Source organism: Staphylococcus lutrae (assembly GCF_002101335.1).
Taxonomy (GTDB): domain Bacteria; phylum Bacillota; class Bacilli; order Staphylococcales; family Staphylococcaceae; genus Staphylococcus; species Staphylococcus lutrae.
In genome coordinates this window covers 1,826,332-1,841,221 of record NZ_CP020773.1, presented here as the reverse complement: position 1 = coordinate 1,841,221, position 14,890 = coordinate 1,826,332, and the positions used below count along the sequence as shown (strand labels likewise).

The window sequence follows — 14,890 nt, the reverse complement described above, 5'->3', positions numbered from 1 at the left end:
ATTGTTTTGGGAAGGGATGTTTATTTCTAATCGTATAGATTGCTATTACATTTAATAGGATGTTTCTCATGGGGCTTGTGTTGATGAGATTTAATGATCTTTCCGATCTATTTCAAAATTGAGATGAATGTTGCAGCTTTTTGATTTTTGAGCATCGCTAGGTTTATGTGACAAGACACTTAAAAATTCAAGATTAAAATTACCTTTTGCTTATATAAAGGTTTTGATGTTTTTTTATGCTTAATCCCTTTATCTGTATTATTTAGCGGAGCCATTTCATTGTATGTCGATTTAAAGAAGCGAAAAAATACCTTTAAAAATAAATGAAGGTGTTGTAAGAAAGAAGTGATTTCTTCTAGTGCGCTATTTTCGGATCTATCTTTCAATCATGGTGAAATACCTGTCAATAGCGGTTTGAAAATGTTGTTTTATGGCGGTTTGAAAATGTCGTTTTTTGGCGGTTTAAGAATGACGTATGTTTAAACTTTTTTCACTTTTATAGTCTTTAAGTCGGTATGAATCGCCTGTAATTTTAAATATTTTTGAATGGTGAATAAGTCTATCAATAATGGCTGCTGACGCTATCTTGTTACTAAATGAGTCTCCCCAACTAGAAAATGGGATATTCGTCGTTATGATTGTGGATTTCATTTCATACCTGAGTGACATCAATTGATAGAAGAGGTCTGCCTGTTCTTTTGAGATGGGGGTATAGCCTATTTCATCAATGATAAGCAGTTCAATTCTGTTTAATTGTTTTAAAGTTTTATTGGTGATTCCTTTCTCCTCTGAAGTGGTTAAGAGTTCAATTAACTCTTTAAAAGTATAGAATCGAGTTTTGATATTTTGTTTACAGGCTTCTACGCCTAGCGATATTGCTAGATGTGTCTTACCGACACCACTATTACCTAAGAAGCATATATTGATATTCTTCTCTAGAAAATGCATGGATTTTAATGTGAGTATTTCTTGTTTATTAATGCTTGGTTGAAACGTGAAATCAAAGTCACTTAAATATTTAACCTTAGGGAAACGTGCTAACTTAATAGCGCGTTTAAATTTTTGTTCAGCTTGATATTCTACTTCCTTTTCTGTCAACTCAAGTAAAATTTCAGTTAAAGATTTTTGATTCTTGGATAGTGATTCTAAATACTTCGGATAATAGTCTTTAATCATTTTTAGATTGAGCAGTTGAAAATTTTCTAATAGCTTTTGATGGTCTGTATACATATCTGTTCTCCTACACCTCGTCATATTTTAATAATGAATCTTCGATATAAGTAAGAATTTCTTGATCGTCTTTGTGCTTGAATGCATCAGACTTCAATATCTCACACATATCTTCGGTAACATAATTGAATTTCTTTTCCGATAAATGATGGGTTCTAATTAACTCGGCATCAAAGTAGATGGATAATTCGTCAGTCAATTCATTAAAGATTAATTGAACCTCCTCTCCAATAAACTTTGTAGGTACTGAATATTTACCTTTTCTAAAATTAACCATCGACTCTTTAGAAACGATTCGAATGCATTCATCTTCGACATAGGTGTCTAGTAACTGCACATTAAACGGGTTCAATAGATGTTTTTCTTCAGAATTGAATAAATCAATTGGATAGCAGTCAGTTGCTTGCGATATTTCGTTATGGTTCATTTCATGACAAAAGTGATTGACAAGACTGATAAGTTCAACAGCGTCATAAAATTCGTAATCGTAGGGCCTTAAACGTTGTTCCACAAATTTAGCTAAAGATTCCACAGAGCCCTTGGTTTGCGGCCTATAAGGCCTACACGCGATGGGTTCAAAGTTTGCATCTTTACTAAATTGATGAAAAAGGGCGTTAAATACCACTTTTCTATATTGTGTTCTAGGACGATCAACGACCGTTTTCATATTATCGAACCATATCTCCTTAGGAACACCTCCAGTGTACTCAAAAGATTCTTTCAAACATTGAAATAATGTATCTTGTTTTCTATCCCAAGTTAATGTGATATACTTCATTTTTGAATAGTGTAGAACGTAAAGAAAGATATTAAATTGATAACGTTTCCCAAATTTATCATGCATGACCATATCTTCTTTCCAGTCTACTTGAGCAGCTATACCGGGTCGTGCTTCTACCCGTATAGTTGCTTTTTTAATTTCCTTTCCTTTTTTATTCTTACAATATTCTCTTAGAATCGTATATTTGCCTTCATACCCTTTTTTAGTAATATATTTATAAATCGCCATAGCCGTACAACCTAGCTCTAATTTTTCGTCTATGAGCGTTTTATAGGGTTCTAATTTTGATACTCTCTTTGTCGTTTTTCTTGTTTTTAATTTTTTCAACTCATTGCCTTTCCCAGCCTCATAATATTTTTTTACTGTCCTTGGATCGCAATGATATTGTCTAGCCAGCTCAGCGTAATTTGGTTTTATGCCTTTCATAATGTAAAATGACACTCCTTCGTATATATCATGTCTCAATCAAACAACCTCCATTCAAAGATTGAGTTAAGACATGATTATATATTTTAGAAAATAAAAAATGTAGGAAAAACAGCATTTTCATTCCGCCATTTTCCTACATTTTATAACCGCCATTTACAATACCATTGTATATAAAATAATGACTAAATATTTTGGAAGCATTAATCTTAAAATTATTATAAATCTCACTAGGACAAGAGTTATCACATTCTAACATTAATGTTATATCATTATGATTAAAAAGGTCATCCCCTAACCAAAGAGCCCGAAAAAAAGGTGACAAAGTGGGTTTTCCACCTTGTCACCTTTTTAAATCTGCGTTGGCAACAATCAATTATCCGATGCTGCCCTCCATTTCGAATTTAATCAAACGGTTCATTTCGACAGCATATTCCATTGGTAATTCTTTTGTAAATGGTTCAATGAAGCCCATAACGATCATTTCAGTCGCTTCTTCTTCCGAAATACCACGAGACATCAAGTAGAAAAGTTGTTCTTCTGAAACTTTAGATACTTTTGCTTCATGTTCTAAAGAGATGTTGTCATTGAAAATTTCATTATATGGGATCGTATCAGATGTTGACTTGTTATCAAGAATTAACGTATCACATTCAATGTTTGAACGGGCACCTTTTGCTTTACGTCCAAAATGTACAATACCACGATAAACAACTTTACCGCCGTCTTTTGAAATTGACTTAGAGACGATGGTTGAAGAAGTATTCGGTGCTTTGTGAATCATTTTAGCCCCAGCATCTTGAACTTGACCTTTACCGGCAAATGCGATAGAAAGTGTGCTTCCTTTCGCACCTTCGCCAAGCAATACACATGATGGATATTTCATCGTTAACTTAGAGCCTAAGTTACCATCAACCCATTCCATATTTCCATTTTCATGGACAAACGTACGCTTCGTTACAAGATTATAGACGTTATTCGCCCAGTTTTGAATCGTTGTATAACGAACATGTGCATCTTTGTGAACAATGATTTCAACAACTGCTGAGTGTAGTGAATTCGTTGTGTATACCGGTGCTGTACAACCTTCAACATAATTTACAGATGCGCCTTCATCAGCAATAATCAACGTACGCTCAAATTGTCCCATGTTTTCTGAGTTAATACGGAAATACGCTTGAAGTGGTGTGTCTAATTTAATATTTTTCGGCACGTAAATGAAAGACCCCCCCGACCATACAGCCGAGTTTAAAGCCGCAAATTTATTGTCTGCAGCAGGGATGACCGATGCAAAATATTTTTTAAATAATTCTTCATTTTCTTTTAAAGCTGTGTCAGTATCTTTAAAGATAATCCCTTTTTCTTCAAGTTCTTTTTCCATATTATGGTAAACAACTTCAGATTCATATTGTGCAGAAACCCCAGCTAAATATTTTTGCTCTGCTTCTGGAATTCCTAATTTATCGAAAGTACGTTTAATTTCTTCAGGCACTTCATCCCAAGAACGTTCGGAACGTTCAGAAGGCTTGACATAATATGTGATGTCATCAAAATCTAACTCTGACAAATCGCCGCCCCATTGTGGCATTGGCATTTTGTAAAACTGTTTTAAAGATTTTAAACGGAAATCGAGCATCCATTCCGGTTCATCTTTTATTTTTGAAATTTCACGTACAATATTTTCTGTTAAGCCACGTTCTGATCTAAAAATCGATACGTCTTCATCATGGAAGCCATATTTATAATCGCCTACATCAGGTGCTTTCTTAGCCATCAATCATCACTCCTATTTCTAATTCATTCATGAGTGCCTTATGACAACTCATTTTCAACTCTATCGTTATCGCTGTGTAAAAAATTCTCACAAACGACTATTCTTCACTTTTACCTTCTTTTTCTACAGTACCCTTTTCAAGTGCTTTCCATGCAAGTGTGGCACATTTAATGCGGGCTGGGAATTGAGAAACACCTTGTAATGCTTCAATATCTCCCATTTCCTCAGTGATTTCATAATCTTCACCGAGCATCATTTTCGTAAATTCTTGGCTCATTTGCATGGCTTCTTTTAAACTATGCCCTTTAATCGCTTCAGTCATCATCGACGCACTCGACATCGAAATCGAACAACCTTCACCTTCAAATTTTGCATCACGAATGACACCGTCTTCAATATCAAATGTTAAGCGAATACGGTCACCACAAGTGGGATTGTTCATATCGACAGTCATCGTCCCGTCTTCAATGACACCTTTATTTCGCGGATTTTTATAATGATCCATAATCACCGAACGATATAATTGGTCTAGATTATTAAAATTCATATGAGAAAAACTCCTTCGTTTGTTTCAATCCTTCGACAAGTTGATCGATATCTTCTTTTGTATTATAGATATAAAAACTTGCACGCGCTGTTGAAGAAACGTTTAACCATTTCATTAATGGTTGTGCACAATGGTGACCTGCACGCACGGCAACACCTTCAGTATCCAAAGCAGTCGCAACGTCATGTGGATGTACATCTTTAAGATTGAACGTAATGATACCTGCACGTTTGTCTTTAGATGGTCCGTAAATGTCGATACCTTCAATTTGTGACATTTGTTCATAGGCATACGTTGTTAAAGCTTGTTCATGTTCATGAATCGCATCAAAACCAATAGACTCAATGTATTCAATAGCTGCTTGTAAACCAATCGCTTGAGCTATTAAAGGTGTGCCTGCTTCAAACTTCGTCGGTAAGTCTGTCCAAGTACTGTCATACAAGTCCACAAAATCAATCATATCGCCACCGAACTCAGTAGGCTCCATTTGATTCAAGTGTTCTCGTTTTCCATAAAGGACACCAATTCCTGTTGGTCCAAGCATTTTATGGCCACTAAAACTATAAAAATCAACATTCAAATCTTGAACATCTACTTTCATATGTGGAACAGACTGTGCACCATCAACTGAAATAATCGCACCATGTTCATGCGCAATTTCTGCAATCGCTTTAATATCATTAATTGTTCCTAATACGTTAGAAACATGCGCAATTGCTACAATTTTCGTACGTTCTGAAACTGTCTCACGCACAGCTTCTAATGTAATCGTACCATCTTCTGCCATCGGGATAAATTTTAATGTCGCACCTTGACGTTTCGCGAGTTGTTGCCAAGGGACAAGATTCGCATGGTGCTCCATTTGTGTGACAACAATTTCGTCACCTTCACCGACATTGGCATCTCCATAGCTATGCGCAATCATATTAATCGCTGCCGTTGTACCACGAGTAAAAATAATTTCTTCAAAATATTTCGCATGGATAAAACGACGGACTGTTTCACGTGCCCCTTCGTAACCATCTGTCGCAAGTGAACCGAGTGTATGCACCCCACGATGCACGTTCGAATTGTAACGCTCATAGTAATCTGACAAAGCGTCAATCACTTGCTTCGGTTTTTGACTTGTTGCTGTTGAATCCAAATATGCAAGACGTTTCCCATTGACTTGTTGTTCTAAAATGGGAAAGTCTTTGATAATTGCTTCTACATTTAGTTTTGTATCGGCCACTACAATCACAGACCTTTCTTGAATTGTATTATTTGCCTACTTTCAGCTCAATCACTTCACGTAATTGACGTTGAACATCTTCAATTGGTAATTCACGTACAACTGGATCTAAGAAACCGTGAATAACAAGACGTTCTGCTTCTGATTGCGAAATACCACGACTCATAAGGTAGTAAAGTTGTTCTGGATCTACACGACCTACTGATGCTGCGTGTCCTGCTTCTACATCGTCTTCATCGATTAATAGAATTGGGTTCGCATCACCACGTGCATTTTCAGAAAGCATGAGCACACGTGATTCTTGGTTAGCTGATGAACCTGAACCGCCATGTTTAATATGACCAATACCATTAAAGATAGAAGAAGCATTTTCTTTCATCACACCATGCTTCAAGATATAGCCATCTGTTTCTTTACCGTATTGCACAATACGAGATGTTAAGTTAATTGTTTGTGTACCACGTCCAACCACAACTGATTTAAGCTCAGAAGATGAACGGTCACCAATTAAGTTTGTTGTATTATCAATAATTTGGTCGCCTTCATTCATTAAACCTAATGACCAACGAATAGAGGCATCTGCTGCAGTCACACCACGACGAATGATATGACCTGTAAAACCTTGGTCTAAAAAGTCAACAGAACCATATGAAATGTTAGAGTTCGCGCCAGCAACCACTTCTGAAATAATATTCAATTGGTTTCCTTCGCCACTCGCTGTTGATAAATAGTTTTCTACGTACGTCACTTCAGCACTTTCTTCAGTCACTAATAAAACATGATTGAAGAAACTTGCATTGTCATCGTCATGAAGTACAACATATTGAATTGGATGTTCGACAACAACATTTTTCGGTACATAGACGAAAATACCACCGTTCATTAATGCCGTGTGTAAAGCCGTAAGACGATGTTCGTCCACAGATACAGCATCTTTCATAAAGTATTTTTCGACCAAGTCACTATGATTCACAAGCGCTTCTTGAATATGCTCAATGATTACGCCATCTTTTTTAGCTTGATCATTCACTTTCGTATAAGCAAGGGTATTGTTATGTTGAATCACTAAGTTTTCAGTGTTTTCGACGTTAATAATACGATCGATTTCTTTCGGTAATTCTTTTAAATCGTTGTATACAGCACCTTCTGTTTCATGCTGATTAAATGAGTCAAAATCCCATTTCGTTAATTTTGTTTTATCTGGTTTAGGCATTTCTAAAGATTCGACTTGTTTAAGTGCTTTTTTTCTTAATTCAGTCATCCACGAAGGTTCGTTATGGGCTTGTGAATAATCAACAAGTTGATCTTCAGAAATATTTAATGTTTCAGTCGTCATAATTATTTCCTCCTGTGATGATTATTGGTTTGCCGTTACTGATTCGTATTCTTCTTTAACCCATTCATAACCTTCTGCTTCAAGGCGTTTCGCTAACTCAGCACCACCTGATTTAACAACGATACCGTTATACATCACATGGACATAATCCGGCGTGATATAGTTTAAGAGACGTTGGTAATGCGTAATGATAAGTGAGCCAAAGTTGTCGCCACGCATTTCATTGATTCCTTTTGAAACCACTTTTAAAGCATCGATATCGAGACCAGAGTCAATTTCATCTAAAATTGCAAATTTAGGTTGTAACATCATTAACTGCAAAATTTCGTTACGTTTTTTCTCACCACCGGAGAATCCTTCGTTCAAGTAACGTTGCGCCATATCTTTATCCATATCTAAGAAGTCCATTTTTTGATCGAGTTGTTTGATAAATTGCATTAAGTTAATTTCGTTACCCTCTTCACGTTGTGCATTAATTGCTGAACGCATAAAATCTGCATTCGTCACACCGGTAATTTCTGATGGGTATTGCATAGCTAAAAAAAGACCCGCTTTGGCACGTTCATCAACTTCTAATTCTAAAACATTTACTCCATCTAATAACACTTCACCTTGTGTCACTTCATATGATGGGTGGCCCATAATTGCTGAAGATAGTGTTGATTTCCCTGTACCGTTTGGCCCCATGATGGCATGAATTTCCCCTGTGTTGATTGTCAAGTTAACACCTTTTAAGATCTCTTTATCGTCAATAGACACATGTAAGTCCTTAATTTCTAATGTTGATGGCATGATATATTCCCTCCAAAATAATGTTAGATTCCATAGATTAGTTTATAATAATTTTAAAGTAACGTCAAAAGGTTTTCTCCATTTGTCCGTAGCTTATTATATCGAAAACAGGGCGAATTACAAACCATTTCAAGTTATAAAGTTCGATAGCAAGTCAAACTTGATTCCATTATTTTAATAAAACAATAATGATAATCAACAGCCCTCTGTTCTCATTCAAATCAATATAAGATAATGATACATCGCTCTACGAAATAATATGTTATGATGTATGGATAAAAAAGAAAGGATTACAATTATGTCGAAATTTAAACTTTCTAATATTCCTCGTGGTTTCGCAATGGGGGTCAGTGATTTAATCCCAGGCGTAAGTGGCGGTACAATTGCGTTATTACTCGGAATATATGATGATTTTATTCAATCTGTAAGTGGTGTTTTCTCAAAGAATTTTAAAAAGAGTATTTTATTTTTATTACCGATCGTGATAGGTATGGGCTTAGCTATCGGCATTTTAAGTAGTGTCATTAATTATTTATTAGCGGAACATCCCGTCCCGACTATGTTCTTTTTCTTTGGACTGATATTAGGGATTATTCCATTTTTATTACGCATCTCAAGATATAGACAGACTTATCACATTCAGCATTGGCTCGTTATGCTTGTCTGCGTCATTATTTTAGCATCAATGGCGTTTTTCAAAGGCGATAGTAGTCATGCTGTACCTTCACACATCGATGTATCAGGACCGATGTTAATAAAATACTTAATAGCAGGGATTTGTGCATCAAGTGCGATGCTATTACCCGGTATTTCAGGTTCGTTCGTGTTATTATTATTCGGCGTTTACAGTACAGTGACGTTTTCTATTTCAGAAGCTGTTCGTTTTAACTTTGAAGGACTTCCTGTCATATTACTCGTCGGTGTCGGTGTCGTCATCGGTTTTGTTATTGCAAGTAAGATCATCACATTTTTACTCGAACATTATACCTATTTAACATATGCTGCGATATTAGGCCTTGTCATCGGCTCACTTTTTTCAGTATTCCCTGGCCTGCCAACGACTGGGCTGAGCTGGATGATCTCGATTGTGACACTGCTCGTAGGCTTCGCAATTAGCCATATTTTAGGTCGATTCACCGATGATACAGTCACACACACAACAAATGAATAAAGTTAAAAACCATGTACCCTCACCATTGCCATGTCACACTTTATAAAAATAAAAACAGCTGTCATTGGAATCCCGTTTCCAAGTTGACAGCTGCTTTTGTATTCACGTTGATCGACTGATACTATTTGGCTGGAATTACTGCGCCGCCAAATTCTTTTTTAATGTAGTCACGCACTTCATCAGATTGTAATGCTTTCAAATATTCTTGAAACTTTTTATCGTTTTTGTGTCCTTTTTGAACAGCTAAAATATTCGCAAATGGTGTCGATTCATCTTCAACAGCAATAGAATCTTCCAACGGCTTCAAACCATTGTCAATGGCATAGTTAGAATTCATAATTACCGCGTCACCTTCATTGTTGTTGTACGTTTTCGGTAAAAATTCTGCACCTTGTTGATTATCAAATTTTAAATGCTTTTTATTTTCTGTAATGTCATCTAACTTCGCATCTTCAATTTTAATACCGTCTTTTATTTTGATTAATCCTGCTTTTACAAAAAATGATAAGAAGCGCCCTTCTTCTGCGGGGTTGTTAGAAATATAGATTTTAGCGCCATCTGGCAAATCTTTTAAGCTTTTATGTTTTTTACTATACACAGCCATAGGTGTTGTCAATACTTTACCTACTTCTTCTATCTTATAGCCGTGCGACTTTTTCTCAGCTTCTAAATATGGAACGTGTTGGAATAAGTTGGCATCCACATCCCCTTTATCCAACAATTTATTTGGAATTTTGTAATCGTTGACTTCCCGAATCTCAACTTCATACCCTTTTTTCTTCAAAATCTCTCCAGCTTTTTTTGCTACCTGACCATGTGGTGTCGGTGTAGCCGCTACAACGATTTTTTTATCGTCACTCTTACTACTATTTTCGCTCTTCCCACATGCTGTTAAAACAAGTGCTAAAACAAGTAATCCTGTCACCAAAAATGATAATTTTCTCATATGACGTTTTCTCCCCTTTTATTTCATATTTATAGACGATTTAGGGTGTGGTCTCCTTTTCAAGGGCGCTATCACACCCGCTTTTTTGTCAAATTGACATACCATGCGGCTTATTCAGCCGGAATTACAGCACCATCATATTTTTTATTGATGAAATCTTTAATTTCTTTAGAATGTAAAACTTCCATTAATGCTTTGATTTTTTCATCATTTTTATGTCCATCTTTCACTGCGATTAAGTTTGCATAAGGGTTGTCTTCTGCTTTTTCAACTGCAATGGAATCTTTTTGTGGATTCAATTTTTGTTCAATTGCAAAGTTAGAATTAATGATGACTGCATCGCCTTCATTGTTTTGATATGTTTTTGGTAAAAATTCTGCTGATTGTTTGCTATTGAATTTGATGTTTTTGCTGTTTTCTACAATGTCATCAAATGTCGCATTTTGAATTTTTACACCATCTTTAATTTTGATTAAACCTGCATCAACGAAGAATTTCAAGAAACGACCTTGTTCTGCTGGATTGTTTGATACAAATATTTCTGCACCATTTGGTAAATCTTTTAAACTTTTATATTTGTTTGAATAGACTGCCATAGGTTCGATATGCACATCACCTGCTGATTCGATCTTATAGCCTTTCTCTTTTTTCTCTGTGTCTAAGTACGGTGTATGTTGGAAATAGTTTGCATCCAACTCTCCTGCATCAAGCAATTTATTCGGCGTTGTGTAATCGTTAATCGTTTTAATCTCTAAATCATAACCTTTTTCTTTCAATAACGGTTTTGCTTCTTCTAAAATTTCTGCGTGAGGCGCTGGAGATGCACCGACAACAATTTTCTTGTCGTTTCCTTTGCTTGTATCTGCTTTATTTCCACATGCTGCAAGTCCTACTGCCAATGCTAAAATAACAATAATCGATAAAATCCTCTTCATTCTACATTTCTCCCTTTTTATTAACGTTTATCTATTTTATTCGTCATCCAATCTCCTAGAAATTGAATTAAAAATACTAACACTAAAATAAAAATCGTTGAGACTAAGATGACATCATTTTGGTTCCGAGTAAAACCAGTTAAGTAAGCAAGGTTACCTAATCCACCGGCACCAATAACACCTGCCACCGCTGTCGAACCAACCAATGCAATTGCCGTCACTGTAATCCCTGAGATAAGTGCGGGTAATGATTCAGGAATTAACACCTTAAGCACAATGTTCCATGTTGTTGCCCCCATTGAACGTGCGGCTTCAATCACACCTTTATCAATTTCTTTTAAAGCAATTTCTACTAAGCGGCCATAAAACGGTGATGCGCCAATAATCAATGCAGGTAAAGCCCCTGTAGGTCCACTAATCGTACCGAGCAGTAAGCTGGTAAACGGAATTAAGAGTAAAATCAAAATAATGAACGGAATTGCTCTGAATAAGTTGACAACAAATGAGACAATGCTATAAAAAATACGTCCCGTTTTCGCTTCACTTTTTGAAGTCAGAAAAAGTATAACGCCTAGAATCAAGCCGAGTACAAATGAAAACGCCGTCGAAATGATCGTCATATACAATGTTTCGTATGTCGCTTCCCATACGGCAGGCCATTTTACATTCGGCATGGTTATCATTTCGTGTAAAATATCGCTCATACTCTTACCCATGTTTGATCACCTCAATGTCTACATTTTGTGCATCTAACGCTGCTTTAATTTCTTCAAAGTGTATCTTTGAAAAATCTTTAATATGCACGAGCAAATAACCGATAGCCCCCGTTTTAGAATGTTTAATGTTTCCTTCTAAAATATTCAATTGAAGGTGATGCGTTTCTGTCAAATATGACACGACCGGCTGTGTTGTATTTTCACCCGAAAAAGTCAGTCGCGCCAACACTTCATCAGCTTTTAAATCAAAGGTGTGCGTTAAATCTTCGCCTTGATCACTCGGTTTCAAGTCTTCTCGAACAAATCGACGTGTCACCTCATGCTGTGGATTCTCAAAAATGTCTGACACTTTTCCTTCCTCAATGACTTTACCGTTTTCCATCACAGCAACATCGTCACAAATGCGTCGAATGACATGCATTTCATGTGTGATCATAATAATCGTTAAATTATTCTCTTTTTTCAATTGAAGTAATAAGTCTAGTATTTCATCTGTTGTTTGTGGATCTAGCGCACTTGTCGCTTCGTCACACAACAATACTTCTGGATTGTTTGCTAAAGCACGCGCAATACCGACACGCTGCTTTTGTCCGCCTGATAACTCTGATGGATATGCGTGCTCACGCCCCTGTAACCCTACACGAGAGACGAGTTCCATCGCATGTTCTTTCGCTTCACCTTTAGGAACACCCGCAATTTCGAGTGGAAAAATGATATTATCCAACACCGTTCTAGACCACAATAAGTTAAAATGTTGGAAAATCATACTCACTTTTTGACGCTTTCGTCGTAACTCAGATGGACTTAATTGCCCGATATGATCGCCGCCGATGATGACTTCACCTGACGTGGGTTTCTCTAAATAATTAAATAATCGAATCAAAGTACTTTTACCTGCTCCTGAAAATCCGATAATCCCATAAATTTTACCTCTATCGATTTCGAGATTTACATTATTTACAGCAGTTACAGATTTTGATTTACTCTCGTACTTCTTCACTATATTTTTAAGTGTAATCATTCTACGCCTCCTCAGTCTTTCCTTTATAAATTAAAAAAATGCTTTCTCTTTTAAAGAAAAAAGAGAAAGCAATAACACGAGTCGCTTTTCTCTCATCTTCAAAAGTCGTCAATACTTTTTGTGAATTGGCACCATTTCTATAATATAGACGGTTGCCGGGCTTCGTAGGGCACATCCCTCCACCACTCTGGATAAGAGTTTTCTGATTATTTAATTGTTTACTATAATATCATTGTCCGCAACTTACGTCAATGGTTTTTTTATTTTTTCTAATAAATCAGTAACAGAATGAAACGCATAAATCCGTTCAACTTCTTGATCATATCGCATGATGAGTAGTACAGGAACGGATTGGATTTCATGTGTTTGACTCCACTCCGGGTAATAATTCAAATCCACTTTCACCAGAGGCCATGACACCATTTCATTCACAATATCTAACATTCGTTCCGCCACCTTACATGTCCCACACATCGGCGTATATCCAAAAATAAGATGGGCACTTTTATCGAAATGTTCAGATATATTGTTTGATTGTTTTGAAACATTCGGCATAAGAATACTTCCCTTTAACAAAAAAGTCTTGCTTTACTTTAAAACCAAAATTTTGTAAACGTTTAGCGAGATAATCACGTGGACAGCGTGCGACTTCACTATAAGTCGTGTCGATAACGATATCTATCCGCTCACTCAAATACGTGGAAAACCACTTGCGAATCCGTCTACCTTCTGCGTCTGCATCAACTAATATATAGACTTGTTTATCATACAAATATTCAATCATATTGTCTAGCTTTTCGATTCCCATTGTTCCATGTGTACAAATGATTTCTACAGGTTCTAGCAACACTTCTTGAAGACGTTTTTTATCAGATTTCCCTTCAACCACTATCACCTTATGGATCATCGTCATGTGCTTCACCTTCTAAAAAATATTTGTATATAAAAAACTCCTAGATAATGACATTACCGAGGAGTTCTCATGATGCGATTATTCACCAATCATTTTTTCATAGCTTGCTGCATCCATTAATGCATCTAGCTCGCTTGAATCATTCAATTCAACTTTAATCATCCATGCATTTTCATAGGGTGATTCGTTGACTGCTTCAGGTGTATCTTCTAAATCTTCGTTCACTTCAACGACTTGACCTGAAACTGGAGAATACAATTCAGAAACGGTTTTAACAGATTCTACACTACCAAAAGTTTCCCCTTCAGATACGTTGTCATTCACTTCCGGAAGTTCAACGAAAACGATATCCCCTAACTCACTTTGTGCAAAATCAGTGATACCAATAATCGCAGTATTTCCTTCAACTTTTACCCATTCATGTTCTTTGGAATATTTTAATTCACTTGGCACTGCCACTTGAATCCCCTCCTATTTTGTATGTACGTGTACGTTTACATTTCAATCATGACACATTGCGCTTATTCTATCAACTATTTTATGATAACCAAGTCTCACGATAAACGTCTTCTTTAAATCCTAATGTCACGACATCACCAGATATCGCAAGGGGTCTTTTCACCAACATACCATCAGAAGCAAGCAATTCTAATTTTTCTTCATCTGGCATCGTGTCCAATTGCGTTTTCAGATTCAGTTCTCTATACTTTGCGCCGTGTGTATTAAAAAATTTCTTAATATCGACACCTGATTTTTCAATAATCTCGCGGAATTCTTCTTTCGTTGGTGTATGTTGTGTAATGTCTATAGGTTCGTAACTCACACCATGCTCCGACAAAAACTTTGCCGCTTTTTTACATGTTGTACAGTTAGGATATTGATAAAATTTAATCATTCATAAACCTCCTCGTTAAAATACATTTTAAATATCTTGAATTATGATTGTTTATATCTACTTGTTAGAAAATCAAATTATGAGATATATAATTATTAACACTGCACTATTTATATAATGCAAAGATATATTCACAATGTAATAGTAACGCTTTAAGAAAAAGAAAACAATCTATT

The 14,890-nt window shown here is 36.1% G+C and carries 16 protein-coding genes and 1 riboswitch; of the genes, 1 reads left to right on the top strand and 15 read right to left on the bottom strand.

What is annotated here, in order from left to right:
• Positions 1-462: 462 nt before the first annotated feature.
• The 7 genes from istB to sufC form a co-directional block, all read right to left on the bottom strand.
• Positions 463-1,230, bottom strand: a complete 768-nt coding sequence (gene istB / locus B5P37_RS08550) for an IS21-like element helper ATPase IstB (protein WP_085236837.1) — start codon at positions 1,228-1,230, stop codon at positions 463-465.
• Between the two features lie 10 nt (positions 1,231-1,240).
• Entirely contained in the window at positions 1,241-2,437 is a 1,197-nt protein-coding gene (gene istA / locus B5P37_RS08545; protein ID WP_240622398.1) for an IS21 family transposase, read from the bottom strand.
• Between the two features lie 376 nt (positions 2,438-2,813).
• A complete protein-coding gene (gene sufB, locus B5P37_RS08535) occupies positions 2,814-4,211 on the bottom strand; it encodes a Fe-S cluster assembly protein SufB (RefSeq protein ID WP_085237824.1) in 1,398 nt (465 codons plus the stop codon).
• Between the two features lie 97 nt (positions 4,212-4,308).
• Positions 4,309-4,758 (bottom strand): Fe-S cluster assembly sulfur transfer protein SufU, encoded by a 450-nt coding sequence (gene sufU, locus B5P37_RS08530; protein WP_019166867.1) that lies wholly within the window; start codon positions 4,756-4,758, stop codon positions 4,309-4,311.
• Positions 4,748-5,989 carry a cysteine desulfurase gene (locus B5P37_RS08525; RefSeq protein ID WP_014614445.1) on the bottom strand — a complete coding sequence of 414 codons (1,242 nt, stop codon included), beginning with the start codon at positions 5,987-5,989 and terminating at the stop codon, positions 4,748-4,750. Before B5P37_RS08525 ends, sufU begins: the two co-directional genes overlap by 11 nt.
• Positions 5,990-6,017: 28 nt before the next feature.
• Entirely contained in the window at positions 6,018-7,325 is a 1,308-nt protein-coding gene (sufD, locus tag B5P37_RS08520; RefSeq protein WP_085237823.1) for a Fe-S cluster assembly protein SufD, read from the bottom strand.
• A 21-nt stretch (positions 7,326-7,346) separates the two neighbouring features.
• On the bottom strand, positions 7,347-8,117 hold the full coding sequence (gene sufC, locus B5P37_RS08515; RefSeq protein ID WP_085237822.1) for a Fe-S cluster assembly ATPase SufC: 771 nt from the start codon (positions 8,115-8,117) through the stop codon (positions 7,347-7,349).
• A 298-nt stretch (positions 8,118-8,415) separates the two neighbouring features.
• On the opposite strand from sufC, the gene popT reads away from it, so the two are divergent.
• Positions 8,416-9,288, top strand: coding sequence for a polyprenyl-phosphate transporter PopT (gene popT, locus B5P37_RS08510; protein ID WP_085237821.1), 873 nt, complete (start codon positions 8,416-8,418; stop codon positions 9,286-9,288).
• A gap of 121 nt (positions 9,289-9,409) precedes the next feature.
• Here popT and B5P37_RS08505 read toward each other — a convergent pair whose 3' ends face one another.
• The 8 genes from B5P37_RS08505 to B5P37_RS08470 all read right to left on the bottom strand — a co-directional run bounded on the left by B5P37_RS08505 (position 9,410) and on the right by B5P37_RS08470 (position 14,714).
• Positions 9,410-10,234, bottom strand: a complete 825-nt coding sequence (locus tag B5P37_RS08505; protein ID WP_085237820.1) for a MetQ/NlpA family ABC transporter substrate-binding protein — start codon at positions 10,232-10,234, stop codon at positions 9,410-9,412.
• A 110-nt stretch (positions 10,235-10,344) separates the two neighbouring features.
• Complete coding sequence (locus B5P37_RS08500) at positions 10,345-11,169, bottom strand: MetQ/NlpA family ABC transporter substrate-binding protein (RefSeq protein ID WP_085237819.1); 825 nt, start codon at positions 11,167-11,169, stop codon at positions 10,345-10,347.
• Positions 11,170-11,189: 20 nt separating this feature from the next.
• Entirely contained in the window at positions 11,190-11,885 is a 696-nt protein-coding gene (locus B5P37_RS08495; RefSeq protein WP_085237818.1) for a methionine ABC transporter permease, read from the bottom strand.
• Entirely contained in the window at positions 11,878-12,906 is a 1,029-nt protein-coding gene (locus B5P37_RS08490) for a methionine ABC transporter ATP-binding protein (protein WP_085237817.1), read from the bottom strand. The genes B5P37_RS08495 and B5P37_RS08490 overlap by 8 nt, the downstream gene beginning before the upstream one ends.
• An 89-nt stretch (positions 12,907-12,995) precedes the next feature.
• Positions 12,996-13,104, bottom strand: a riboswitch (SAM riboswitch).
• A gap of 45 nt (positions 13,105-13,149) precedes the next feature.
• The gene (locus tag B5P37_RS08485) at positions 13,150-13,461 is read right to left on the bottom strand and encodes a thioredoxin family protein (RefSeq protein WP_085237816.1); all 312 of its coding nucleotides are present in this window, start codon (positions 13,459-13,461) and stop codon (positions 13,150-13,152) included.
• Positions 13,424-13,819 (bottom strand): toprim domain-containing protein, encoded by a 396-nt coding sequence (locus B5P37_RS08480; RefSeq protein ID WP_085237815.1) that lies wholly within the window; start codon positions 13,817-13,819, stop codon positions 13,424-13,426. Before B5P37_RS08480 ends, B5P37_RS08485 begins: the two co-directional genes overlap by 38 nt.
• Positions 13,820-13,897: 78 nt before the next feature.
• Complete coding sequence (gene gcvH, locus B5P37_RS08475; RefSeq protein WP_085237814.1) at positions 13,898-14,278, bottom strand: glycine cleavage system protein GcvH; 381 nt, start codon at positions 14,276-14,278, stop codon at positions 13,898-13,900.
• Positions 14,279-14,357: 79 nt separating this feature from the next.
• The gene (locus B5P37_RS08470) at positions 14,358-14,714 is read right to left on the bottom strand and encodes an arsenate reductase family protein (RefSeq protein WP_085237813.1); all 357 of its coding nucleotides are present in this window, start codon (positions 14,712-14,714) and stop codon (positions 14,358-14,360) included.
• Positions 14,715-14,890 lie beyond the last annotated feature (176 nt).